Raw genomic sequence first — 24860 nt, 5'->3', positions numbered from 1 at the left:
TTATCGCGTTGATGTATTAGTAGAGAAGAGTAAAATCAATTCATAAGCAAACCTTTAACTTTAGAAATGAGATCGTTCATATCAAATGGTTTAGCTATAAAAGCATTTGCTCCAGCATCTTCAGCTATATCTGACCCATCAACACTTGCTGATAAGACGATAACAGGGAGGTTTTTAATATCATCGTTATGGCGAATTGTTTTAAGCAGCTCATCTCCTGCCATAAATGGCATCCACAAATCTAACAAAAGTAAATCGGGTGAATGCAATTTTATACTGCTGATAAGGTTAGGGCTATGAACTTCTGTATATACAGTAAAGTTTTCCGTCTCCAAGAGCATTTGAATCACATCCAATATGCCTTGGTCGTCATCGCATACCATGATTTTTTTATTATTAGTAATCATCAGTTTTCAGTTATAATAAATAAGCCAGGAATTAGCTTATATTTAGATTTCGTATGTAGCAAATATCATTCCAACACTTACATCGAGAAATCAAGAAAATGTTTTTTTTACAGATCCTATTTTTCTATTGATGAACGTATATGTTGATGATGCGGAAAAGGTTTTTAATTTTACGAAGGCAGGAGTCAATTTCGAAATTTTATTTATATTTAATTGTTTGCCTTAATTCTTTTTTACAATATGTTATAACTAATATATTGTAAAACATTCCTTCAAGTATATATTAAACAATCATTATTGTACATTTAATTTCATTAAAATTTAGTTTATCAATTCGAATTTAACTAATTATTAAAGTTTTAACGAATGATTTTATAATTATATTTGTCCAAGTTTAATCATATGAATTCTCCGTCTCAAATAAATCCTGAAAGGCTTCTTTCAATACTTTTTTATTCACCGAATGCTACCGCGGTATATACAGGTAATGACATTAAGATCATAAGCGTTAATCAGGCAATGCTTCATTTATGGGGAAAAGATAGGTCTGTCGTTGGTCAGACATTTGATCTAGCACTTCCTGAATTACATGACCAGCCTTTTTTGGAAATACTTAAGAAGGTATGGGATTCGGGGCAAACATTTGTTGCGAGAAATTTTCCGGCTGTTCTTGAAGTTGATGGGATCTTAAAAAAATCTTATTTTGATTTTGAATATAAAGCTGTTATAGATGCAGAAGGTAAGACAGAATACATTCTTCATACTGCTTTTGAAGTTACCGAAAGACAAGAAGCTGAGCAATTGGTCGAAGAAAAATCTAGATCTGAACAGAAACTTATCAATGATCTTTCTGCGCTTAATGAAGAGTATATGGCAACTAATGATAATCTTGTTTCAAAACACGAGGAGTTATTTGCTTCAAATAATCAGCTTGAACAAACCAGAAATGAACTGCTTACGGTTAATTATACATTAATTAAAAGTGAAGAAAGGTTTAAAACTTTGGTTGAAAAATCACCTGTTGCAATGGCCTCCCTTAAAGGCGAAAATTTTGAGGTAGAAATTGCTAATGATATGGTTTTAAAAATCTGGAATAAAGATCACACAGTAATAGGGCTTCCATTAGAAAAAGCGCTTCCCGAATTGGTGGGTCAGCCATTCATTGATATTCTTAAAAGAGTATATGCGACTGGTGAACCTTATCATGGTTTAGAAGATAAAGCATTAATTACTGATGATGGAGGATTGGTAGAAAGATATTTGAATTTTGTTTATCAACCTATTTTTGATGAGAAAAGAAAGAACAAATCTATTTTAATTGTTGCAAGCGATGTAACAGATCAGGTAAATGCAAGGAAATCAGTCACTGAAATAAATAACCGTCTTGAAATTGCGTTGGACGCCAGCAAGTTAGGTTCTACAGAAGTAGAATTATCAACTGGAATTATGACGAGTAATGCTCAGTTTAAATATAATTACGGTTTTCTTCCACACGAAGAATTTAATTATTCTGATCTTTTTGAAACAATGCTTCCTGAATATCGTGAATCTGTTAAAGCTTTGGTGCAAGAAGCCATCCATACTAATGGAATTTACAAAGCAGAATATCCTGTAAAATGGAAAGATGGTTCTATTCACTGGATACAAGCTCATGGAAGACCGAGGTATGATGACAATGGTATAGCAAACAGAATGGTTGGAATGACTGCTGATATAACTGAAAAGAAATTGGCTGAACAACGCAAAGATGATTTTTTGAGTGTAGCAAGCCATGAACTGAAAACCCCACTTACAGCTGTTAGAGCATCTATCCAATTGCTTAACCGTATCAAAGATCGACCCTATTCTTCCATGCATGAAAAGTTGATAGAACAGTCTGAGAACAGTATTGAAAAAATGTGTATACTGGTTGACGAACTTCTCAACATGAGTAAAATGGGACAAGATAATCTCGACCTTTCATATACTTCCTTTAATGTTTATGATATGTTGAGCAGTAGCTGCAGTCACATCAGATTTGAAGATGGTTATCAAATTCACCTAAGCGGTGATGAAAAACTTGAAATTTTTGCAGATTTAAATAGGATTGAACAAGTTGTAATCAACTTCGTAAACAATGCGGTGAAATACGGGAAAAACTCCAAAAATATTCTACTTTCAGTCGAAGATAAAGGAGAAGATATTAAGGTTTCTGTAAAAGATTTTGGACTGGGAATTCCTGAATCTGCAATACCATTTATTTTCGAAAGATATTATCGTGCTGATCATTTGGGTAAATCTTATTCAGGACTAGGTCTGGGGCTCTATATATGTTCTGAAATAATAAAGAAACATTCAGGAAAAATAGGAGTTGAAAGTAAAATGGGTGAGGGAAGCAATTTTTGGTTTACCCTGCCCAAAAAAATATGATTCTGATTTTGGAAATAAATATTTAATTTTAATGTAAGCTACCTATTTAGTACAGGAAAGTATGTAGTTGCCAATATTTATTACCGGCTTACAAGAAAATTTCACTTTTTCTTGATCATGATGTCTGAGGTGAAAATACTAAGAAAATCATTAAAAGTACCTATGGAAATGTTGAAGATTGTTCTTTTATTTACAGAAATTTTAATGACTTTAATGGATGGTTTTGTAAACAGAAAAAAATGTGATATTGTGTTCTAATTTATTCTGTCTCCTTTTAAGCTATCCTGTCTCCTTTTAAGTTTTTATTTTTACTAAATACCATATTAAATAAGTAATATTTAATTTACTTTCAATTTTATCATCAGAGAAAATTTCACCGTCCCATTTAATAATGATTTCTTCTCAGTCGGGTTTTCTCATCTATGTACAAAAGAACTTATGAGCACTTAATCTTAAAATGCTTTTTGGGTCTAGTCGCCTTCAAAACTCACAACTAGCAAAATGTATCAGTATTGATTTCTTCAACGATAATAGTTTTGCGTTTCATTTGAATTTTGATTGTATTATGAATGTATAATCAATACTGCTTAAGTAAATAAAATTAAAACTGATTGCTGTATTTAACTTTTATTAGAAATCACTAAAATAAGAAAAATATAATGACAGCAATGAAATTATTAAATTTTTCACATTTTTATGAATTATTATTAGATTTCTCCAATGTTTCTGATAGGGCAGTGATAGAATCACTGCTTTAATGTGGTAGCCATGTAGAGATTTGGATTGTGTTTAAATTTATAATTTAACACAAATTGTTGTGAATTATCTACAATAATGTTTGAATAAATTAATATTATTTATTAGATTTGGAAAAACTATAATAACCTAAAAACCAAATTACTTTCTTGCCGTTCCAAAATAAATAATTGGCAATAAGCCAAACCCATCACCAAATAAAACTATTTCCGGATATACCGGAATCATCAACTCAAAATTTTACATATGAAAAACAACGACAATCAACTGAACAAGTTGAGAGTAAAGTGGTTGCTCCTGTGGCTGCTTTTAATCTTTCCTTTTTTGGGATACTCCCAAAATAGTGGTATAACGGTAACCTGGGACTTTCAGGTAGGCTGTAACGATGTGCAGTCTTCCGATCCGAAGGAACGGGATAACATTGAAACATGGGAAACAATAGGAATGGGATCCTGTGTTCGTGTTTGTGAAAATTCCACGGTGAATTACACATTAAATACAAGCTCAGCTTCTATCTCCTCGGTGACCTGGAGTGCTGCTGGAGGAGTAGTCAACTCAACTAATACAAGTCCTCATCAGGCAAATATTTCTTGGGGTGCTGCAGGAAATGGAACTGTAATTATTACGATTTTATATTCCAACAATACTCAAGAAACTAAATCAATCTGTATTGAGAAAATAGACGGTCCGGATGCCAAGTTCGTCATTGCGGGAGCCGGAGGTCATCAGGTATGTCAAAATACACCGGTGTATTTTGATAACTTATCAACCGCAGGAAACGGAAGTGGTATCGTAAGCTACGAATGGGATTTTGGCGATGGAAGTCCCACTAAAAGTGTGTTTGAACCTACTCATACTTTTACGACACCCGGGACTAAAGAGGTTAGACTCACTGTAACAAATCAGTGTAATTGTAGTACGACCTATAGTATGAAGGTAGAAGTTATAAAAGCCACGCCTGTAGAAATTTCTTGTGCCAGTGTGGTATGTGAAGGAAGTGTAGAGACGTATACGGCAAATAACAGTTGTAATGGACATTGGGAGGTTGTCGGCGGAAGTATTGTTAACATAAATGGTAATGAAATAACTGTAAAGTGGGATCAAGTAGATGCTGCTGACGGATTTGGATATGTAATGTATCAATCTGACTGCGGATGTCCGGTTTGGACCACCTTAAAAATCCCTGTTGTTGTGCGTAATGGAGTCATTACAGGGCCCACAACGGTTTGCACCAGTAAGCAATACAAGTATGAAATGCCAAGATGGCCCACCACTCAGGTGCAGTGGGATGTGAACGGACCTGCGCCGGTACAGACTACTTATAGCTCACAGAGAAATGAGGTCTATCTAAAGTTTAATGTACCTGGTACCTACACGCTGAGTAATATTTATAAAAATACATTATTACAGTGTGATGGAAAAAGTGAGGTGTTAACTATTGTAGTAACAGAACCATTAACTGTAACAGGAGGACAGTCTGAAGTATGTACAGGAAACGCTCTTACTTTTAATAGTAGCGGTAGCGGAAATGTTGTATGGGACGTTATTTTTAATGGAGGTGTGATTTCAAGTCAAACTACTAGTAATCCTTTCCAATATACATTCCAGAATCCCGGAACTTATATTATTACTGCACATAGTCCTGGAGGATGTGTTGGTGAAGGAACTGTAGTCAAAGCTTTACCATTGCCTCCGGCGCCTTCCGGTAATATTACTGGAGATCAGTTGGTGTGTCCAGGAGTTCCTTACACTTATACCTTAAGCCCAACCAATGCAGGATTTATTCCAGTTTGGAGTGTAACAAATGGGGTTATACAGGGAAGCAATACAGGAAGTTCCGTTACTGTGATATTTAATTCATCTTCAATCAACTATACGGTAAGTGTACAAAATCGTACCAACGGAGGTTTGGGATGTTTGTCTGCTCCGATCAGCTATGCTGTACAAAAAGTTGACTTAAATACAATATCCATTCAGACACCCGCAGGTGGAAATATATTTTGCCCAAGCAGCAGTGCAACATTTACAGCTAATTTCAACGGTATTGTTCCTGATGATTTCTATTGGACTTTGGGTAGCGCTAATTTTGGAAGTTTACTTCCTGATCCAAGCAATCCAAATGCAATTATTGCTAGTTTTAATGAGATTTCCGGTGGTGTATATCAAACTTACTTACGACTAAATGTTGTTAAGTGTGGTCAGCTATTCACAAAAGATATTCCTGTTGAGCTTCAGATTTTGCCAGTAATAAGCATTGTTGGAGGAAATATATGTGAGGGAAGCTCTCTCATAAGTGTTGTAGTTAATATTCCCTCAAATGTAAATTCAGGAAATTTGTTATTTACATTTCCAAATGGAAGTACAGAACCGTACACTATAACCTCAGGCGGAACACAAACAATCACTATTCCTAACCATTTCGTTAATAATACCAGTTCAGTGATCTCGCAATCATTACAACTTGAGCTTAATGCGCCTAACGGCTGTAATTATTTGGCAACAACGGCAGCTAATTTCAATATCAAGCCTGAACTTGAAATTACAATTACACCTGGGTATTTTTATGCAATCTGCCCTTCGAGTAGTTATTCAGAAACGCTTACAGCGCAAGTTCCGTCGGGAACAATAGGTGCAAGTTACCAGTGGTATCACAATGGTCCTATTTCTGGAGCAACAGCTTCTACATATACTATTAACAATACAACGCAACCCTCACCTGGAGGAAGTTATTATGTCATTGTTACTGCAGATGGATGTGAATCACGTTCGCAGAATATTAATGTAAGTGAATCTTGCGGATCCTTTCCTCCATGTACGATTACTCCTAGCCCAAATTTAAATATTACGGCTATCTGGACTGATTGCAATACTATTACAGCGACAGCAACATTTGTCGGAAGCCCTAGTGTTTTTGAATGGAGTGGAAGTCCCTTGCTTCAATTGCAGCCTGGAAGCACTTCTACTTCAGCGGTATTTAATGTTACTGAGGCAGGTGTCCACAATGTTGCACTCACGCTTAATTTTGGAGGTTGTACAGTACAGGCTGACAAGGATGTCACGAAAAATTATAAACCAGACTTTAATGCGACTATATCTTGTAATAGCAATGGTACTTATAATGTTACGTTAACGGACAGTTCACTTCTTTCGGGTATCACTTCTTCACAAATAGCTTATAGCTATACAATGAATGGAGGAAGCCAGCAAAATGGCCAGGTTGTTACCTATTCAGGATTACAGCCGGGAACAAGCTATAATTTTGCAATTACCTTGGATGGACCGGGGGCAATGCCAAACTGTGTTTATAATGAAAGCATTATAATGCCAACATTACCAAACACACAGTATAGTGTGTCTCAAACTACGATATGTAAAGGAGAGGTTATAACCTTAACAATTCCATCGGCTAATTTTCTACCAAACCATAAATATAAGTGGAAATTTGCTCAGACTGCATATGTAACTTCGTCGCCTATCACAACGATTACCTTGAATGAACCAGGGTTTTACAATATTGAATTAGAAGTTACAACACCTAATAATTGCGTATATGTAAGTTTGCCGACCATTATAGAGGTTAAAGTTGCAACTTTTGGAAATATCTTTCTTCAGGCCTTCAATAATGATGTTTGTGAAACAAGCACAAGTCAACCGTTACTATTAGTCACAGCTGCTGCATCACAATATCAATGGATGAACGGAGATCAGATTGCAGGAACGACTTCGTCTGGTGCGAATACTTTTACTCCTACGCAGTCGGGGAGCTATTGGGTTGTCCTCACGGATGCTACTAATGGATGTTTAGATAACTCCACTGCGAGCACTCCAGTAAATGTAAATATCAGAAAGGCGCCTCAGGTGAGTATTACAGGAAGCTCACAAGCCTGCGAAAATAATACGGTAACCCTTCAGGGTGTAGTAACAGATAACAACCTTCAATACGAATGGACACAAAGTTTCAATGGTGGGGCTAATACAGTTGTGCAAACAGGAAATTCTGCAACACCAATTACTTACACTTCTACAGCACTTTCAGTAGGTACTTATTTTTACGCATTAAAAGTGTGGTCAGCAAATGATCCATCTTGCTTTGGTATTTCAAGCTTTACGGTAACAGTAAGCAGTCCGCCACCGCCGCCGCAGGTTAATGTTACTATCAGTAATTGTCAACCTTATGAAGTTCAATTAACCGTACAGAATCCTGGTGCAGGAAGCTATAACTGGAGCAATGGTGCATACGGATCTAGCATTACAGTGACAAAAGGAGGATTGTACCAGGTAATTTATACAGCTCCTTCAGGCTGTAAATCAAGTGTACAAGTTAGTGTACCACACAGTGTTGAAGATCTCATGTGGATTTTCCCTACAGGATGTTATGATATGTGCCCTGGAGATGCTTATGTAATAGGTCCTTTCGGAATATTTACCAATCACGAATGGCAGTACTTTGGAAACATGCAACAGGGAGGTAATCCTGGTTTTGTAGATCCTTATTGGCCACAAAGCACAGGAACTCACAATCTTTGGCTTCAACAAGGTCAGTGTGATCTTCAGTCAGGAAATATGTATATCAGTCCGTCTGTTAATAATCCTGGCTGTGCGCCAAGAGAATGTAAGCTAGAGGTTGTTGTTAAAGCGGTTAAAAGAGAAGGTAATTCTTATCTTATATATGGAGATATATTTAACTTCGGATCTCAAGCAGTGACCGTAACACTTTCAAGTGCTAATGGCTATGGTAATTATATTCCTTCAAGTATGCCTATTCCGGGTGGAGGAAGTTATAACATGAATCCTATTATTTTCTATCCAAACTCAAGCTTCCCTGGTGGAGTTGATGAGATGCTGGTTACCGCAAATGTTAACGGATGTAAGATGATAGTTAAAATTGTTTTTGATGACGGTGTTTACAGCAAGTCAACACCGGCTTATGTACAAACAGAAAGCGAACTTAAAATGATTCCTAACCCGGCAAAAGATGAAGTAAGAATTTCTTACGATACAGGAAATGCAAAGGTTGAAGCAACAAATCTTTACATTTATGATCAGGGAGGACGCCTTCGCCATCAGGAAAAATTGAAAGGCTCAAAAGGTGAGACAAAGTTGAATGTCAGCCAATGGTTACAAGGCATGTATCTTGTTTCTATAAGTACTACAGCAGATCCTTTACAGGGTAAATTGCTGAAAAAATAATTCTTATTTTTAATTTTCAGGTAACCCCAGTCTGGGGTTATCTGTCTTTTATAATAAATGAAAGTTTAAAGAACGTCAGAATTATACAAACGAATTACAAATATTTAAAAGAATAATTATTGAATAAAAATCTACTATTAAATATCTATATTTAGTGAACCAAATTAATTATTATGAAAAAGAACATTTACTTATTGGCAATGATAGGACTTTCTATGTTTTGTCAAGCTCAAAATTATCAATGGCAATGGGCTAAGACAGGAGGTGCTATTAATGGAAGCAGCAATATTGGCTTTAACCAGATCGATGATGAGCATATCTTGGATATTGTTGTTGATAATCAAAACAACAGTTATTATTTGACATCAATCTATGACGATACCCCCTTATTAAACGGACAACCAGTTACTAATTATGGTGGAAAAGATCTTTTAATTTTTTCTACTGACTGCCTGGGAAATGTTCGATGGACCAGAACGATCGGTTCGAGTACGAACACCGGACTCAGTCAAAAATTAACGTTGGATAATTCCGGGGGGATTTATATGTCAATAAATATTCCTAATAATGCAACTCCGGGTAGCGGGAGTTTACCGCCTCGATTTGGGGATAATAATATAGCACCAACGATTACCAACGATCCTTTTCAGCCGCAGGCAGGATTAAGAACAGGTTATCTTTTAAAGTATAATACTTCTGATGGGAATTTAGTTTGGAGACGTGATTTTCAGGGGGATGTAACTGCATTTAATGCGGATATGGATATGAGCCCCCCTGTTATTGACTCTCAGGGAAATTTACATCTGATTTTAGGATTTTGGAGTGGAACCCATTTAGGAGGACTCATTACAGTGCCGGGCTCTTTTAACAGCTTTAATAATTATCAATATTATCTTGTGAAATATGATACTGCAGGAAATGTCGTTGGTACACCTGCATTATTGCCTATCACCGGGTCTACCACATTTTTAGCAGGATACTTGAATTTTATGTATGACGAATCCAGCAGCCTTTATTATATTGCCGGATCAAGAAATTTACCAGGAGGAGGTAGTAGAACATTGTCGTACAATAACGTTCCAATCAGTCAAAATGCATTTGTTTTTTCTTTTAATTCTACAAACTTTACAGAAATATGGAGAAAGGAAATTAATAATGGAACTCCAAATTCGGCAGGTGATTATATTTTTGGATTAAAAAAAGATATTGTTACTAACGATATTTATATTTCAGGAAGATTTTTTAAAGGTAATAATACACCTAATCTTTCAAGTTTTGGCAATTACTCTTTTACTACACCTTTAACAGGGCAAATTAGCTTTGCTATGAAATTAAACAATTTAGGAAATGTTATTTGGTGTACAAATCCAGTTTCTCTTTCAGACGGCAGTTCAGATGCATTTATAGTCAATGCGAGAATGCCTATTGCATTGAAGGGAAGTGAGGTATTATTCGCTAAAGGAAGTATTCAAGAAGTTTGGGGAACATTTCCAATGGTAAGACCGGCCAATGACAGGACTGACCCGCTTGTTGTAAGATTTAATAAAGATACAGGAATCGTTAACGGTACTTATGAAGTACAGGGAAGCTATGGACAGGAAGATCACTTTACTGCTATCGCTGTGGATAATGATAATAATATTATGCTTGGTGGTTTTATCAACCAACAGCTTTTTACTTCTTCTAGTGATAATGTGGCAACCATAAGCAATGCAGCAGGAAGCAATAAAACAGATTTCTTCTTTACCAAACTAGCGACTTCAGCAACCTGTACAGGCTTATCGGTAGAAGAAACCGCAGCAGAAGCGGACCTTAAATTCTATCCAAATCCTGTAATTGATGTTCTTAACATTAAAAGCAAAAGTACACTGCAGAGCTTTGAAATATACTCTTCAACAGGACAGACCGTTCAAAGAGGTAGCTTAAGAGATAACAACGCTCAGGTTAATATGAGTTCTCTTATATCGGGTGTTTATTATGTGAAAGTAAAAACAGAGAAGGCCGTAATAACAGAGAAGGTAATAAAGAAATAAATTCTTTAAATTTTTCTAATAAAAATCCGCAGAGAATTATTTTTTTTGCGGATTTTTATGATGTTGTAAAAAAATAGAGCTTAAAGTATTAGGGTATCTGGATATCCTAATTTAGCGTCCAGTTAAAGTTAAGAATAAAACCTTAATTTTAACTTATGAAACGAGAACGAAAAAAGACGACATAGCACGCTGGATTACAAAACAATAGAAGAATTTAATAGTCAAAACAATATTTATCAAAATTAGCTTAACTTATACTTGAAATTTTGTTTGCAAATACAATATTCATTTTACAAAGTAATAAAAAATATCAAAACAGAAAAGTTGTATATACTACTATCTATAGATTAGATAAAAATACAGATTGTTTTACTCTGTTTTCATTAATAAAATCACTAATATTTATATCGAAAAAGTCCTATTTATTCAGTCTTAAGCTAATTTTATCTCCTAAAAAAAACGTATATTTAACATAAATATGGAATTTATTTATATATACATTTTCGTTGTCAGTTTTGTTGCGACACTAGTCCGTTCAACGTTCGGTTTTGGAGAATCTTTAGTTGCAGTTCCTTTATTTATACTTTTTATTCCACTAGAAATTGCGGTACCACTTTCTGTTTTAATTTCAATTTTGGTGGCTTTGGTTGTGGTTGTACAAGATCATCAGCAAATTCATTTTAACAGTGCAAAGTGGCTTATTTTATTTGCTGTTTTGGGTATTCCGATAGGTTTGTTAATCTTACTATATGGTAACGAATTTTGGGTGAAAATAGGTTTAGGCTTGCTTATTATATTGAACTCATTGTATGCTATCTTTAGCAAAAAACAGCTTTCACTGAAAACAGACAGTCTGTTATGGTTATTTATCTGTGGATTTACATCAGGCATACTTGGTGGTGCTTATGGAGTAAACGGTCCGCCTCTTGTGGTCTATGGTAACTTGAGGAACTGGAGTGCTAAACATTTTAGGGCAACGCTTCAGGCTTATTTCTTACCGGCAAGCTTTATAGCTGCGATAGGATATTTTACAAAAGGTCTAATTACCTTGGAGGTATTAAAATATTTTTTAATCTCATTACCAGCTGTTTTTCCGGCAATATTTTTAGGAAGATACCTGAACCATAAGATCAAGGATAAATCTTTTTTTAAGTATGTTTATTGGGGGCTTATAGTTATTGGAGTCTTTTTAATTATTAACTCTTTGTTGACAAAATAATTTTTAATTCGTTTCTAATAATGTGTAAGTTGTTCATCTGACAGATAGTAAGATGGAGGTTTTTATTATCTGTTTTTCTAAAACATTTATTACATTGACACCAGTTCATCAATTAAAATTTTCACTTGTAGAGGTCTTTTCTTTTGATCAACCTCCAGCTTGTTATATAATCCGGTTTTTACAATTACCATCTTTTTTTCAGGAACCATAATAATGAATTGGCCTAAAAAACCATAAAAAAACCAACATTGTTTTTCTTTATTAATACCTTCTCCTGCCCAAATAGTATAGCAGAAAGCGTCATTTTCTTCAGTTGGTTTGAGCATCCTCTTGCAATATTCAGCATTGAGCAATTGCTTTCCTTTCCACGTTCCGTTTTGCATGATCAATTGTCCTATTTTTGCAAAATCTCTTGCTGTGGCATGTACACAACAGAATGCCTTTTCCATTCCTTTCTCGTCTGTGCTCCATTTAGCAGGAAATTCCATTCCTAATGGTTTCCAGATCTTTTCTGAAATATAATCTGATAAATGTTTCCCCGTTATTTTTGTTAAAGCCATTCCTAAAAGCTGTGCAGAAACACTTTGATACTCGTATTTTTGTCCAGGCATATTTTTTATCTCAATACTGAAAGCCTGTTTTGCAAGATCTTCAACAAAATATTGCTTGGAGTTTTCTGCAAAAGCATGGCGGTATTCTTCATCCCAATCAAACCCGGCTTGCATGGTCATGAGATGTCGAAATGTAAGATACTTTCCGTAAGGGCTTTTTTTATATTCAGGGAAGACTGTAGAAATTAATTGATCTTCTGATTCTAAATAACCGTCATCAATTGCAAAGCCTATTAAAATGGCTAAAAATCCTTTCGCCATCGAAAAAGAATTCATCAGTGATGAGGAATTATGCTCTTTCCAATACTTTTCATAAACCAATTGATTATCTTTAATTACAAGGAGTGAAGATGTGCGGGTCTTCTTAAGTTCATCGGTAAGTCGTTTTGATAACTGATGTTTATTGTAGTTAATACTTTTCTTCCAAACTTGAGGCTTTGAGTTTAGTATAATCCGAGAAGGAAATTTTTTTTCATCATCAATGGATGGAGCAAAAGATCCTTTTTTCAAATTGATTCCGATAGCTTTAAAAATATACCCATAACCCGAGAGGTAAATAAGTGCAATTGTTGCTGAAATTCCCACTGTTAATCCCGTTATTATTTTTTTCATTGGTTACTAGATTTTTTGAGATATTGTTTTCGAGTTGAATATTCAAAAAACGTTCCTCGGAATTTAGAGATACAGAAAAATTAATTATAATAAGATATAAAGACATAGATCATATTGTAGATAAAATTATTACAGAAACAAAATGTACCACACATACACGAAATGTTGTTTTAAAAGTTATCAATGGTACGGTGGTTGTAAGAAACTAGGCTCACCATAAAAAAATATTATTATGCACAATGAAAGAACAGTAGCAACATTGAATGATTTACTAAACATTACCAATGATAGAATTCAGGGATTCGCAAAGGTGGAAGATAAAGTTTGGGATACTTATTCTCCATTAAAAGGAGATTATGATCAGATGGTTGCACAATCACAGGTAATGAAATCAGAGTTGATTAATTTAATTACAGAAAGAGGCGGAAATCCTGATAATACTGGAACAGCTGCAGGAGCAATTCATAGAGGATGGATTGATGTGAAAAATTCTTTTTCCGGAGACAAAACAGAATCAACTTTAGAAAATGTAGTTTTTGGCGAAGAAGCAGCAATTGATGCATATCAGGATGCTTTAGATAGCGGAGATCTTTGTCCTGAGAGTTCAAGAGTTGTAAGCGATCAGCTTCATTATTTAAAATCATCCTACAATAAGTTTAATAATTTAAACGAGCTAAAAAATTAATTGTAGATGTTCATTATTTTGAATTGATTAAAAATAGTGAACAATATCAATCTCATCAGATCCTAAAAAATAATCTTTTTAGGATCTTTTGGCAGTAATATTTTGTAATAGATATTTTTTAGCATTATTACTGTAGTCATAAGACCTTATTATTTTTCACTCTTATATTTGATCAATAATCAATCACAAAAAACGTATGGATACCAAGAGAATCTTAATTTTTGATGATGATAAATCTATCTTAGATGTTTTCACCATCATTTTTGGCGAAAATGGATATTGCGTAGAAGTTTCTGAGACCTCACACGATATCATCGAACGGGTTAGCAAATTCAGACCTCATTTAATTTTAATGGACAACTGGATTCCTGATATTGGCGGAATAGAGGCCTTAAGATTATTAAGGAATCATGATAAGTTTAAAGATATACCTGTCATTTATATCAGTGCAAACAGTGATATCAACTTTTTAGCTAAGAAAGCACAGGCAGACGATTATATTGCAAAACCATTTGAACTTGAAAATCTCGAAAGAAAAGTTGAAAAGTTTATTATATGTTAATGAGAAAGTATTAAAATACTGTGTTTTTAAATTCTACTAGTTTAAAGATAGAGGTGGTTGTATAAATATTTCCCAATCATCAGCGAATTTTTTGTTTAGAAATTAAAAATAAGCGAACAGCACTTCTCCAAAGAGGAATTTACCAATAGTTTTTAACGAAAATGGAGATGAATAAAAAGCAAAATGTAAGTTTTTTCTATAGAAATAGTTAAGGAATTGTTTTGTTATTTCTAATGATTATTTGTCTCATCGGTCAGTTTTTTACTGTATTTAATACCGAAAATAAAGAATTAACGGAACATGGAAAATCGCTATTCTTATCGATCTGCTTCGTGAAAAAGGATCACCGGAATCTAAACCTGTAGATATGGCTCATGACGAGACTCCTTAATCCATTTTAAACTAATTACAATGAAACCCAAAAACATACCCGGAATTCCTCCACATTTTAAAGGAAGTTTTCATGATACTGAAAGCACTATAGAAGTGAGAAATTCCAAAGAATTAGACCTTAGATATGATGCTTTGAAACAACGTTTTTTTTCTATCAATCATTGGCGAAATTACTGTAACGAAAGTTCTGCGGATTTTAAACTATGCAACTCTTCAGGAAAAATAGTAGACCGTTTGCCAAAAATTGGAGATTATATCAGAATTGATATTCCTGGTCCGGGTGGAAAAGAGGGCAGGTCTTATGATTGGGTTCAAATTGTGATGATAGATACGAATGTTTCTGATAGAGTAATGATCCAATGTAGGCCGTCAAAAGATCCTGTAAAAGAAAACAGCCGAAAGATTGCTCATTTTTACTCTAATGCAGCGACATCTACATTTGTGATTTCGAAAGAAGGAAACATTTTAAAAGCAGGAATTTATGGACGAAATGAATATCCTAACCTAAAATCAGGATTTTTAAATTGCATCAGAAATATTGTGATCGCAATAGGAGGAATGTTGGGGTTTTCTAAAATCCAATGGAAATGTCTTACAGATGGACTCATTGATTTTAAATAACATACTATAAATTAGAAGAATGAAGTTTTTCTTTGACATTGTGCTTAATTATACAGAATGTACTTTTACAAACATTATCTAAATCAAAAAAGAGTAAACTATAAATCAAGAGATTCAAGAAAATGTAAGTAAGAATTTGACAAGCATTTTTTATTTAAAACGTTAATATGACCAAGGTCATAACAGATCGCAAATTATTAAGTTATATTTGGTTTAACCAAAACATCACGAAGTCATTTTATGAAAAGCTATATTCTTAAGCTCTACTTTTAGATACTAATAATTTTATTTTCGTTTAAGAAAAAATTAGACCAAAACAATTTTATTTCAAACGGAACTTTTGCAAATAATGTATTAATTTCAATGTCATTATCAAATTTTGCCACTGAAACCGCAATTAACAAATATTCTAATATTTCTTTATTACAACACTATATTTTTCTTTAAAGAGTCTCATGTGTTTCATGGTTTGTTATTTTTTAAATTATGCTTAAAACTGAAATAAATGGTATATTTTTTTAATTAAAATCATCAAAATACAAAAGTTTAAAATAATACTTGTTACACATATTTAACCACTATAATTACAATATAACTATGGAAAAGAACAACCAAAAAAGTGAAAAATTAGATCAACTAAAAGACCACACAACAGATAATTTAAATGAAAAACTCACAACCAATCAAGGATTAAAAATTAACAATAATCAGGATTCTTTAAAAGACGGGGAACGGGGTGGAACATTATTGGAAGATTTTATCCTTCGTGAAAAAATCACTCATTTTGATCATGAAAGAATACCGGAACGTATTGTTCATGCAAGAGGTTCGGGAGCTCACGGTGTTTTTAAACTTAATAAAAGTTTACAAAAATATACAAAAGCAAAATTTTTAACAGAAGAAGGAAAAGAAACGCCTGTTTTCGTACGTTTTTCTACAGTTGCCGGAAGCGCAGGAAGTACTGATCTTGCTCGTGATGTGCGAGGTTTTGCGATTAAATTTTATACAGAAGAAGGCAATTATGATCTTGTAGGTAATAACATTCCTGTCTTCTTCATTCAGGATGCTATGAAATTTCCTGATTTGATTCATGCGGTAAAACCTGAACCGGATAATGCGATTCCACAAGCTGCATCTGCGCATGATACTTTTTGGGATTTTATTTCTTTAATGCCCGAAAGTATGCACATGATCATGTGGGCAATGAGTGATAGGGCCATTCCTAGAAGTCTTAGAATGATGGAAGGATTTGGAGTTCATACTTTTAAATTCATTAATAGTGAAGGGACTGTTCATTTTGTAAAATTCCATTTTAAACCAAAACTTGGTGTACATTCCGTAGCTTGGGATGAAGCAACAAAAATCTCGGGTAAAGACTCAGATTTTCACAGAAGAGATCTTTGGGAAGCCATAGAAAACGGCGCATTTCCTGAATGGGATTTCGGAGTGCAGATCATACCTGAAGAAGATGAATATAAATTTGATTTTGATCTGCTTGATCCAACCAAGCTAATTCCGGAAGAGGAAGTTCCTGTTCAGATTGTAGGCACTTTAACATTGAATAGAAATCCTGATAATTTTTTTGCTGAAACAGAGCAAATTGCATTTCACCCTGGACATTTGGTTCCCGGTATTGATTTTACCAATGATCCTTTGTTACAAGGAAGATTATTCTCTTATACCGACACTCAGTTATCGCGTTTAGGGTCACCTAATTTCCATGAGATTCCTATTAACCGTTCTTTAAATGAAGTTCATAATAATCAGCGCGACGGACATATGCGTCAGCAAATTGTAAAAGGAAAAGTTAGCTATGAACCCAATTCTATTGGTGGCGGATGCCCTTTTCAGGCGATGATGAAAGAGGGTGGTTTTACTTCTCACAATGAAAGAGTTGACAGTAAAAAAATCCGTGCAAGAAGTGAAAGTTTTGTAGATCATTATTCTCAGGCAAAATTGTTCTTTAATAGTCAGTCTGCTCCTGAAAAACAGCATATAGAGAATGCGCTAATTTTTGAACTTTCTAAAGTAACAATTCCTGCTATTAGAGAAAGAGTAGTAGGGCAGCTTGCTTTCATTAATAAAGATTTGGCTTCAAAAGTTGCAAAGAAAGTAGGGGTAAAAGTAATTCAATTAAAACAACCCAATGGAAGTATTCCTGCAGATGTCGATCCTGCAACATTGCAAAGCCAGGAAAAAGAACCTATGACAAAGAGTTCAGAAGCCTTAAGTATGGCTAATACCGTTAAAAACACAATTGAAAGCCGAGTTATTGGTTTTATTATGGAAAACGGAGTAAAAGCTGATGACGTAAAGGCGCTACAATCTAAGCTGGAAAAAGAAGGAGCTGTAGTACAGATTATTGCAGGAAGCTTAGCATCAGTAAAAGCTGATGACGGTGCTATTTTTGAACCTAAACATTCTTTAACGAGTACAGCAAGTGTTTGCTTTGATGCAATTTACCTCTGCAGCGGAAAACAGTCTACAGATAATTTAATGAATGAAGATAACAAGCCAGGAACATTATTGTTTGTCAACGAAGCCTATAAACATTGTAAGGCAATCTATTTTGGAAAAGAAACAGATGCAATCTATAAAGCAAGTCATATAAATGATAAAAAGCATGATGATCCTGCAATTATTACTTTTGAAAGTAAAGATTCCACTACTGCATTTATTAAAGCTGTAGCTAATCATAGAGTTTGGGAACTGGAAAAAGAGAGAAATAATCCTGCTTAAACATGAAGTATAAATAAATATTTAATATGAAAGCAGCAGTTTTTCCTGTACCAGGTAAAGTAAATTGTGACACGCTGCCCGATCCATTGATTGAAAATGAGAAATTATTTTAAAAGTTACCTCTACCGCTATCTGCGGAAGCGAACTTCATATGTATTTAGGAGGAATATGGCAACGCAGACCTATTTGGAAGAGTTGGTGATCTTTGTATCTATGCTATCAATGGGAATGTAATCAAAAATAGTTGGTGTTTTCGCTGAATAATTCGTAATATTTGGAGGTTGATCGGAAGAGGAGAGGAGATTTGCTTAGGATTAGCACTGTAAAGAATAGTTTAGAAGGGATGGGTTTGCCATCCCTCTTTTGTTTATTGTGTGGTAACTTTAATTGTTTAATAATTTACTTTTTGTTACCACTTTTTGCAAGATGTACAATCGTTAGACTGCCTATTGGTCGGATTTTCCTGAATTTTTAGTGACCCATTTTCAAATTTTCAGGATGGGTCACGGAATAGGTCATATAAATCGTGACCTATTTTGATTTTTTTTGATACTAGCGCTTTAGCTTATTTTAGTTTCTCAACCAGTGGAGAAGTCAAGGATTTGAACTTGTTTAGGTGCAGTGAAGCTCAGGACGCCTTTATCAAAATCATACTGGTTTTTGTCCGTATCTCATTTTAGCCTTGACATCTTTTTTTAAGGATATGCTGTAAAAATCAGCGGAGAATTTCTCTAAAATTGAGTCTTTTTGAATCCGGATATCTTCAAGATCGATAATACTGACCAGCGGATGAAGCGGATCAGGCAATGACAGCAGACGGTGTAATTGCAATATTGAATCAATGGTATTCATTCTTTTTATTTATACAAATATAAGGAAGGCTCAACCGTAACGATCCAGTCTTCCTAAAACATAGGTCATAGATTCTTTTTAAAGAATGGAATTAATTGTAATAAAGCTTCATAAGTTGCTTTAGGCTGGTCATATAGGTCATAATGACTGGCGCCTTTAACAACATAGATATTTTTATTTTTTGATGCTGCCTTATTATAAAGTTCAAATCCATCTCTGTAGGAACCAAAGGCTCCGACCTTATCTCCGACAATGATCAATAGTTGCTGTGTCAACAGCTGATCTGCCAAATGGAAAGCATCGAAATTGACCGTATTCCCAAAACTTGTAAAAAGAAGTTGATTAGACGATCTCGGATGATTTCCACGAGGTGTTCTGTAATAATCGATACATTCCAAAAGATCCATTTCATCCATTCCTTGTTCCTTCGCTTCTTCTGAAGAGTTTGGAGTCCAGTTGACGATCAAAGGTTCCGCGCCATTGGCTTCGGCTGTACGCTGCTTACCCACAGCTTCCAGAATCTGGATCGGATCTAGGCTTTCTCTGTAAGCCCTGCAAAAATTAGATGCGGAAACTGTGGCGATGGCTTTGATTCGTCTTTCTGTCAAAGCGGCATTAGCTGAATATGCACCGCCCGCACAGATTCCTAAAATACCGATCTTTTCATTATCTACAAAATCTAATGTTGTAAGATAATCTACTGCACATTTTATGTCTTCAACTCTGGTTGCGGGATCTTCCAGGAATCTTGGTTCAACACCGCTTTCTCCCTGAAAAGAAGCATCGAATGCAAAGGTGATAAATCCTTCTCCAGTAAGTTTCTCAGCATATTGACCAGCAGTTTGTTCCTTGACACTGCTTCCGGGGTGGACACAAATGATGGTACTGTATTTTTGATTTGCATCAAAGTTCTCCGGCAAATTGAGATGTGCTGCAATTTCCCAGCTACTATTTTTGAATTTGATTGATTTCTGCATTTTATTTTATCCTAATATTTGGGTTCTTATTTCTTTTCTCATTTCTTCTGCCCCGATTTCGAGCTGCTTTGAATAGATCGCTTTTGCATCTTCACCTGGCCAAATATCTTACCTGGTCTTTGCCATCTGTGGAAGCTTCATAAACAACTTCTGCAATTTTTCAGCGCTAGAGGTGTTCTTCATCATTCCATCGATACCCTCAAACATTTTTGTTTCAAGTTCTTTATAAGCTTTATGCGAACCGGTATCGAGGGATCTGCCCGAAAAATCTGTTAAGATTCCTCCCCGTGCAATAGTTTTCACCTTAATATTAAATAATGATAATTTATGTGAAAGACTTTCCGACCAGCCTTCCAGACCAAACTTGGTGGCATGATACACAGAACTGATAGGGAAACCAACGAATCCACCCATAGAGGTTGTCGTAATAAAAACACCATTTTTTCTTCTCTCTTAAATGAGGAATAAATTCGTTGGTAACTCGTATGCTAATGCCGTCCTTTATGCAATAAGCCAACCTGACGCTGTTGAAGTTGGTGTTATTGTGATTCGTCCGTCAAAACAAAATTGATTAAATTCGTAAACGAAATGCAGCAACAATCTAACATCAATCAGATTAAAAGTATATCGTAACTGGTGCGGATATTGGGATTTCCTGCGCCATTACACCCATTGATCGCATTGGTTGATTACAATACTATTTCGATTGAAATGTTTCCGAAAGGACAAAAAGTAAGTCTTGATTTCTACAAAATTTCTTTTAAGCCTACGTTTACAGGTCACATAAAATACGGACAGGGCTATTACGATTTTGAAGAAGGCGGATTGGCATTTCTGAAGCCGAAACAAATTGTTTTTCCACCGGAAGACCTGGAAAGTTATGAAGGAATTGCTTTGTATTTCCATCCGGACTTTATTCGAAATTATCCATTGGGAAAAACAATCAATCAGTATGGTTTTTTCTCCTACGATGTTTCAGAAGCCTTATTTTTATCGGCAAAGGAAAAAGAAGTCATAGCCAATTTATTTGCTACCATAGCCAATGAATTGGATAACAATATTGATCATTTCAGTCAGGATGTTCTGGTATCACAGATAGAATTGTTATTAAATTACAGCAATCGTTTTTACAACAGGCAATTTTTGACGAGGAAAGCAATCAATCACGATATCATCACTTCTTTGGACAAACTTTTAGAAAGCTATTTTGAAGAAGAAAAGAGTCTGAAAAACGGCTTGCCGTCCGTGAAATATATCAGTACGGAATTAAAGTTATCACAACTCTACCTGAGTGATATGTTAAGTTCATTGACAGGGTTAAACACCCAACAATACATTCAGAATGCAGTCATCGAAAAAGCCAAACAAAAATCATCAACGACAGATCTTTCCGTTTCGGAAATTGCTTATGAATTGGGCTTTGAACATTCGCAGTCTTTCAGCAAACTTTTCAAGATTAAGACAAATGTTTCTCCTTTGGGGTTTAGAAAGACGTTTAACTAAAAAGTTAACAAATTATTTACTATTCTTCACTTTCAAATTTTATCAAATTGTTGAGTAAAGAAACTTATCGTCTGAAGTATTCTGTTAGCCCATTGGCGTGCATATCTCAATGAGAAATCCGTCAATGTCACGGACATAGGCTACAATTTGTCCCCACGGTTTTGTTGTAGGATGTTCAACAATTGTTGCTCCTGCATTTACAGCTGTCGAAACTGTTTCTTCTATATTGTCTGTGGTGAAACCAATTTCGATTCCAAATGGTTTATCTGTCAAGCTGCTTTCTATAAAACCTTCTTTCAGGTTTGATGTGGCTAATTCTTTTGAAGCAAAGGAAAGTGTTGTCTCGCCAACCAAAAGTTCACCATAGTCATTTGCTGGCGTGACAAATTTTCTTGTAAAACCAAATGCGTTCTCGTAAAATTCGATTGATCTAGTCACATCTTGGACGTATAGGATGGTGTAAGCAAATTTTATCATGTTTTCAGTTAATTATTGTCTTATGTCTGTGTTTTTTGGTAACAAGGTAGCAAGGTAACATTTTGGAGGTCTACTTACAAGTAAAATTAGATTCACAAGTTTCGATATATACTATACCATTGGAAAGACTTTAAGTGGTTGGGTCCTAAGAAGAAAAGCTGAGGCGGATTTATACTTTTTCATTAAAGTTTATGTTTTTCATTTTTAATATTTCAAAACATTTGTTTAAATTACACCTTGTAAAGCACTAATAATCAATATTATGGAAAATTTATAAAAATTCAAAAGTAAAGCAAATCAGTTATCAAGAGAAGAAATGAAAAAAATAGATGGCGCACTGAAGTGGACAAATAATAGATCCTGCAATGTAAGAATGACGTACGGACCGATCGAAAGTCCTAACGTCTGTTGTAGTCTTGGAGCCAGTGGTTATACAGTGACGCCTTGGGGTTATGTTTGCAATTAAAAGTAAATGCTAAATTTTGGTATAGAATTTGAGTATAAGCGATTACCATCAAAACTATTATATATCTTAAAATTCCAAGAGAGTTTCCACATCAATCAGGAAACTCTCTTTTTATTATAACTCGAATCATAATTAGAGAATTCAACTTTTTGTAATATCGATCCACAAGTTTTTTTGTGGCATAGCTTTAATAGGGAGGCCGTTTTTTCGCCTTCCGTTTTTATTAGAAAATATGGCATGTAAATTGAGTATTTAAAAATGTTTTCTTCATATAAGTTTATAACAAGCCTCGCATTTGCGGGGTTGTTTTTTACGTCAAGATCTGTCGTTCAGTACTTTTATATTCGCAAAATAATTAAATTTACAATATGAGTTATAAATATTGGACAATGAATATTGAATATCTTACTGAATTTCTATTAGGCCTATGTTTATGCTATTGAAAATGATAAAAAAGATGAAATTGAAATCTACCATCTGGTAGTATACAAATAGTCACCATAAATCTTTTCACAACCACTGCCAAACCACATAAATATATACAATGAAAAGTAGCATCATTTTAATCGTTTTTCCTTTGCTGATGTCTTGTCAGACCAATAGATTTGACCTTGATCGATTATTTCCGATAGCAATATCGGCTATTGAGAAAAAATATGAACTCGATAAAAACAGTGATCTTTCAGGTGTTATTGTTTACAACAGTAGGGATTCTGCCTTATCGCAATTCTCTGGATTTACCTTTTCGGGAACTCTTAATAATCAGGATACCACCATGTTATCAACCAATTATGTGTCTTTGACCAGAACAGGACAACCAATCAGGTGAATACCTTCAGGCTGGAAATAAAGACAACTAAAAAAGCTGAAGAATTTGAAAAACTAATTGAAAGGAAATTAGGGAAGACAGATTTTTACTACCCGGATCCGGAATTTTCATATAGGGCATGGAATTCAGGCAATAAGCTCTACCTATTCGAAACCAACAATACAGGAAGATACAATAGTGAGAAGTTCAAATCTTGTCATTTATATGTTGTAGCTAACGGAGATAAATTGCTGAATGAGTATTTCATTTCAGGAGGCTTTCAATATTACGGTGATTATCTTCGGGAGAAAAATAAGCCTCAGCATAAAGGAAAAAAATATACCTACAGAAATTTTGTGAATGAAAAGGAGAAAGATGATGGCAAGGATTAACTTTACCTTAAAGGTTATGTGAAATAAATTAGACAGAGTATGCTATGAAAATCAGTGGGAATTTTTTGATAAATTAGGTGTTTTTTAGGGATTATTTTAATGATCGGAGGAGATGTGAAATTATCATCGGAGACTTTGCACAATTATTAAGCTCTTCGTAAAAGCATAAGTAGCTTGGGATAATATTCAAAGTATTTTAAAAACTCTTATTGTATACCTTTGACTAAAAGACGGACTTATTTTGAAAAAATATTTTAATTAAATTGTGTTACAAATGAAGGAATTTATCCTAAAAAAAAATTACCCTGCGTAAGCGTTGGAGTTTAGGCATATTCAGTATATGTATTAGCATGATGTGGGCAGGGCTGTTCATTTTATTGTATTTTACTTCTGATGATGATAATAGCTATTTAAATTTTCCTCTACTTCTGATTTTGTTTATCTGTATGGTATTCAACATCCTGGGAGTTTATATGTTTAAATTTTTTAATGCATATATGACTACTGTTGATCAATTAAAATCAATATAATGCATGCGTTTTTAGAATTTCATCATTGAAAACATTACTTTTAATGATGGCAACAAAATTTCTTGCAGATACTTTTTTATCTTTAATAAGTTGTAGAACTTCAGAAATATCTTCAGTTCCTTTCAGTTTTTTCAATTCTCTTCCAATTGGAAAACCGATATGCAATAATTTATCGAAATCTTCCATGTTCATGAAATTCTTTTCATCTATTTGATCTTGAACTTTTACGAATTCTGTTCTATTTAATAAACCATTTTCGCAAGTCAATGTTATATGTTGATCTAAAGTCATTATATTTATTTAACTGTAAAGATACTAAACTTCAATTATGTACAATATTCCAATGACAAATTGGTCATATCCTGTTTTGCTAGAGTTTACACATACTATGGGAACACAATTTTTTATCTAACCTTAGATGATTTAGGAGAACTACTGGGAGTTACAAATTTAGTTATAGATTTAGAACTATTAATGAAAAATGGTAAAATATCTATTCATCCAGATCAAGATAAGCGAGAAGAAAAATTTTACAGAAACCAAGTTTTATTATAACTTTAGGCTAAAGAATATTCCCTGAAATAAAGTCCATCTTCAAAAAATGGATTTTCGCATCAA

The 24860-nt window shown here is 34.3% G+C and carries 18 protein-coding genes; 11 read left to right on the top strand and 7 right to left on the bottom strand.

Annotated features, from left to right (window positions below):
- Nucleotides 1-35: 35 nt before the first annotated feature.
- Nucleotides 36-407: a response regulator gene (locus B5X64_RS17970; protein WP_079466555.1), complete on the bottom strand. Its 372-nt coding sequence runs from the start codon at nucleotides 405-407 to the stop codon at nucleotides 36-38.
- Nucleotides 408-809: 402 nt separating this feature from the next.
- On the opposite strand from B5X64_RS17970, the gene B5X64_RS17965 reads away from it, so the two are divergent.
- The 4 genes from B5X64_RS17965 to B5X64_RS17950 all read left to right on the top strand — a co-directional run bounded on the left by B5X64_RS17965 (nucleotide 810) and on the right by B5X64_RS17950 (nucleotide 12014).
- Nucleotides 810-2816, top strand: a complete 2007-nt coding sequence (locus tag B5X64_RS17965; protein ID WP_079466554.1) for an ATP-binding protein — start codon at nucleotides 810-812, stop codon at nucleotides 2814-2816.
- Between the two features lie 1002 nt (nucleotides 2817-3818).
- Complete coding sequence (locus B5X64_RS17960) at nucleotides 3819-8762, top strand: PKD domain-containing protein (RefSeq protein WP_079466553.1); 4944 nt, start codon at nucleotides 3819-3821, stop codon at nucleotides 8760-8762.
- 173 nt (nucleotides 8763-8935) lie between these two features.
- Nucleotides 8936-10795, top strand: a complete 1860-nt coding sequence (locus tag B5X64_RS17955) for a T9SS type A sorting domain-containing protein (RefSeq protein ID WP_079466552.1) — start codon at nucleotides 8936-8938, stop codon at nucleotides 10793-10795.
- 478 nt (nucleotides 10796-11273) lie between these two features.
- On the top strand, nucleotides 11274-12014 hold the full coding sequence (locus tag B5X64_RS17950; protein ID WP_079466551.1) for a sulfite exporter TauE/SafE family protein: 741 nt from the start codon (nucleotides 11274-11276) through the stop codon (nucleotides 12012-12014).
- Nucleotides 12015-12103: 89 nt separating this feature from the next.
- Here the strand turns inward: B5X64_RS17950 and B5X64_RS17945 are convergent, their stop codons facing one another.
- Nucleotides 12104-13237 carry a serine hydrolase domain-containing protein gene (locus B5X64_RS17945; protein WP_079466550.1) on the bottom strand — a complete coding sequence of 378 codons (1134 nt, stop codon included), beginning with the start codon at nucleotides 13235-13237 and terminating at the stop codon, nucleotides 12104-12106.
- A 232-nt stretch (nucleotides 13238-13469) separates the two neighbouring features.
- Here B5X64_RS17945 and B5X64_RS17940 point away from each other — a divergent pair, with 232 nt between their 5' ends.
- The 4 genes from B5X64_RS17940 (at nucleotide 13470) to B5X64_RS17925 (ending at nucleotide 18237) form a co-directional block, all read left to right on the top strand.
- A complete protein-coding gene (locus tag B5X64_RS17940; RefSeq protein ID WP_079466549.1) occupies nucleotides 13470-13922 on the top strand; it encodes a ferritin-like domain-containing protein in 453 nt (150 codons plus the stop codon).
- A gap of 196 nt (nucleotides 13923-14118) precedes the next feature.
- Nucleotides 14119-14484, top strand: coding sequence for a response regulator (locus B5X64_RS17935; RefSeq protein ID WP_079466548.1), 366 nt, complete (start codon nucleotides 14119-14121; stop codon nucleotides 14482-14484).
- A gap of 411 nt (nucleotides 14485-14895) precedes the next feature.
- On the top strand, nucleotides 14896-15498 hold the full coding sequence (locus B5X64_RS17930; protein WP_079466547.1) for a hypothetical protein: 603 nt from the start codon (nucleotides 14896-14898) through the stop codon (nucleotides 15496-15498).
- 597 nt (nucleotides 15499-16095) lie between these two features.
- Nucleotides 16096-18237: a catalase gene (locus B5X64_RS17925; protein WP_079466546.1), complete on the top strand. Its 2142-nt coding sequence runs from the start codon at nucleotides 16096-16098 to the stop codon at nucleotides 18235-18237.
- Nucleotides 18238-18885: 648 nt separating this feature from the next.
- Here the strand turns inward: B5X64_RS17925 and B5X64_RS17920 are convergent.
- The 3 genes from B5X64_RS17920 to B5X64_RS17910 form a co-directional block, all read right to left on the bottom strand.
- The gene (locus B5X64_RS17920) at nucleotides 18886-19089 is read right to left on the bottom strand and encodes a hypothetical protein (protein ID WP_079466545.1); all 204 of its coding nucleotides are present in this window, start codon (nucleotides 19087-19089) and stop codon (nucleotides 18886-18888) included.
- A gap of 65 nt (nucleotides 19090-19154) precedes the next feature.
- The gene (locus B5X64_RS17915; protein ID WP_079466544.1) at nucleotides 19155-20066 is read right to left on the bottom strand and encodes an alpha/beta hydrolase; all 912 of its coding nucleotides are present in this window, start codon (nucleotides 20064-20066) and stop codon (nucleotides 19155-19157) included.
- Between the two features lie 108 nt (nucleotides 20067-20174).
- Nucleotides 20175-20480 carry an SDR family NAD(P)-dependent oxidoreductase gene (locus tag B5X64_RS17910; RefSeq protein ID WP_249414797.1) on the bottom strand — a complete coding sequence of 102 codons (306 nt, stop codon included), beginning with the start codon at nucleotides 20478-20480 and terminating at the stop codon, nucleotides 20175-20177.
- Between the two features lie 222 nt (nucleotides 20481-20702).
- Between B5X64_RS17910 and B5X64_RS17905 the strand changes: the two genes are divergently transcribed.
- The gene (locus tag B5X64_RS17905; RefSeq protein WP_338064592.1) at nucleotides 20703-21569 is read left to right on the top strand and encodes a helix-turn-helix domain-containing protein; all 867 of its coding nucleotides are present in this window, start codon (nucleotides 20703-20705) and stop codon (nucleotides 21567-21569) included.
- A gap of 84 nt (nucleotides 21570-21653) precedes the next feature.
- Here B5X64_RS17905 and B5X64_RS17900 read toward each other — a convergent pair whose 3' ends face one another.
- The gene (locus B5X64_RS17900; protein WP_079466543.1) at nucleotides 21654-22046 is read right to left on the bottom strand and encodes a VOC family protein; all 393 of its coding nucleotides are present in this window, start codon (nucleotides 22044-22046) and stop codon (nucleotides 21654-21656) included.
- Between the two features lie 1010 nt (nucleotides 22047-23056).
- Here B5X64_RS17900 and B5X64_RS17895 point away from each other — a divergent pair.
- Together B5X64_RS17895 and B5X64_RS17890 are read left to right on the top strand one after the other, a co-directional pair.
- On the top strand, nucleotides 23057-23341 hold the full coding sequence (locus B5X64_RS17895) for a hypothetical protein (protein ID WP_079466542.1): 285 nt from the start codon (nucleotides 23057-23059) through the stop codon (nucleotides 23339-23341).
- Nucleotides 23338-23712, top strand: coding sequence for a hypothetical protein (locus B5X64_RS17890; protein WP_079466541.1), 375 nt, complete (start codon nucleotides 23338-23340; stop codon nucleotides 23710-23712). Before B5X64_RS17895 ends, B5X64_RS17890 begins: the two co-directional genes overlap by 4 nt.
- Nucleotides 23713-24233: 521 nt before the next feature.
- Here the strand turns inward: B5X64_RS17890 and B5X64_RS17885 are convergent.
- Nucleotides 24234-24533: a hypothetical protein gene (locus B5X64_RS17885; protein ID WP_079466540.1), complete on the bottom strand. Its 300-nt coding sequence runs from the start codon at nucleotides 24531-24533 to the stop codon at nucleotides 24234-24236.
- Nucleotides 24534-24860: the final 327 nt, after the last annotated feature.

It is taken from the genome of Chryseobacterium balustinum, from assembly GCF_900168205.1.
Classification (GTDB): Bacteria; Bacteroidota; Bacteroidia; order Flavobacteriales; family Weeksellaceae; genus Chryseobacterium; species Chryseobacterium balustinum.
This window is presented reverse-complemented; position numbering and strand designations above follow the sequence as displayed.

Coding starts and splice junctions, on each gene's coding strand:
- B5X64_RS17970 (WP_079466555.1), bottom strand. CDS start 407: ATGATTACTAATAATAAAAAAATCATGGTATGCGATGACGACCAAGGC.
- B5X64_RS17965 (WP_079466554.1), top strand. CDS start 810: ATGAATTCTCCGTCTCAAATAAATCCTGAAAGGCTTCTTTCAATACTT.
- B5X64_RS17960 (WP_079466553.1), top strand. CDS start 3,819: ATGAAAAACAACGACAATCAACTGAACAAGTTGAGAGTAAAGTGGTTG.
- B5X64_RS17955 (WP_079466552.1), top strand. CDS start 8,936: ATGAAAAAGAACATTTACTTATTGGCAATGATAGGACTTTCTATGTTT.
- B5X64_RS17950 (WP_079466551.1), top strand. CDS start 11,274: ATGGAATTTATTTATATATACATTTTCGTTGTCAGTTTTGTTGCGACA.
- B5X64_RS17945 (WP_079466550.1), bottom strand. CDS start 13,237: ATGAAAAAAATAATAACGGGATTAACAGTGGGAATTTCAGCAACAATT.
- B5X64_RS17940 (WP_079466549.1), top strand. CDS start 13,470: ATGCACAATGAAAGAACAGTAGCAACATTGAATGATTTACTAAACATT.
- B5X64_RS17935 (WP_079466548.1), top strand. CDS start 14,119: ATGGATACCAAGAGAATCTTAATTTTTGATGATGATAAATCTATCTTA.
- B5X64_RS17930 (WP_079466547.1), top strand. CDS start 14,896: ATGAAACCCAAAAACATACCCGGAATTCCTCCACATTTTAAAGGAAGT.
- B5X64_RS17925 (WP_079466546.1), top strand. CDS start 16,096: ATGGAAAAGAACAACCAAAAAAGTGAAAAATTAGATCAACTAAAAGAC.
- B5X64_RS17920 (WP_079466545.1), bottom strand. CDS start 19,089: ATGAATACCATTGATTCAATATTGCAATTACACCGTCTGCTGTCATTG.
- B5X64_RS17915 (WP_079466544.1), bottom strand. CDS start 20,066: ATGCAGAAATCAATCAAATTCAAAAATAGTAGCTGGGAAATTGCAGCA.
- B5X64_RS17910 (WP_249414797.1), bottom strand. CDS start 20,480: ATGGGTGGATTCGTTGGTTTCCCTATCAGTTCTGTGTATCATGCCACC.
- B5X64_RS17900 (WP_079466543.1), bottom strand. CDS start 22,046: ATGATAAAATTTGCTTACACCATCCTATACGTCCAAGATGTGACTAGA.
- B5X64_RS17895 (WP_079466542.1), top strand. CDS start 23,057: ATGAAAAGTAGCATCATTTTAATCGTTTTTCCTTTGCTGATGTCTTGT.
- B5X64_RS17885 (WP_079466540.1), bottom strand. CDS start 24,533: ATGACTTTAGATCAACATATAACATTGACTTGCGAAAATGGTTTATTA.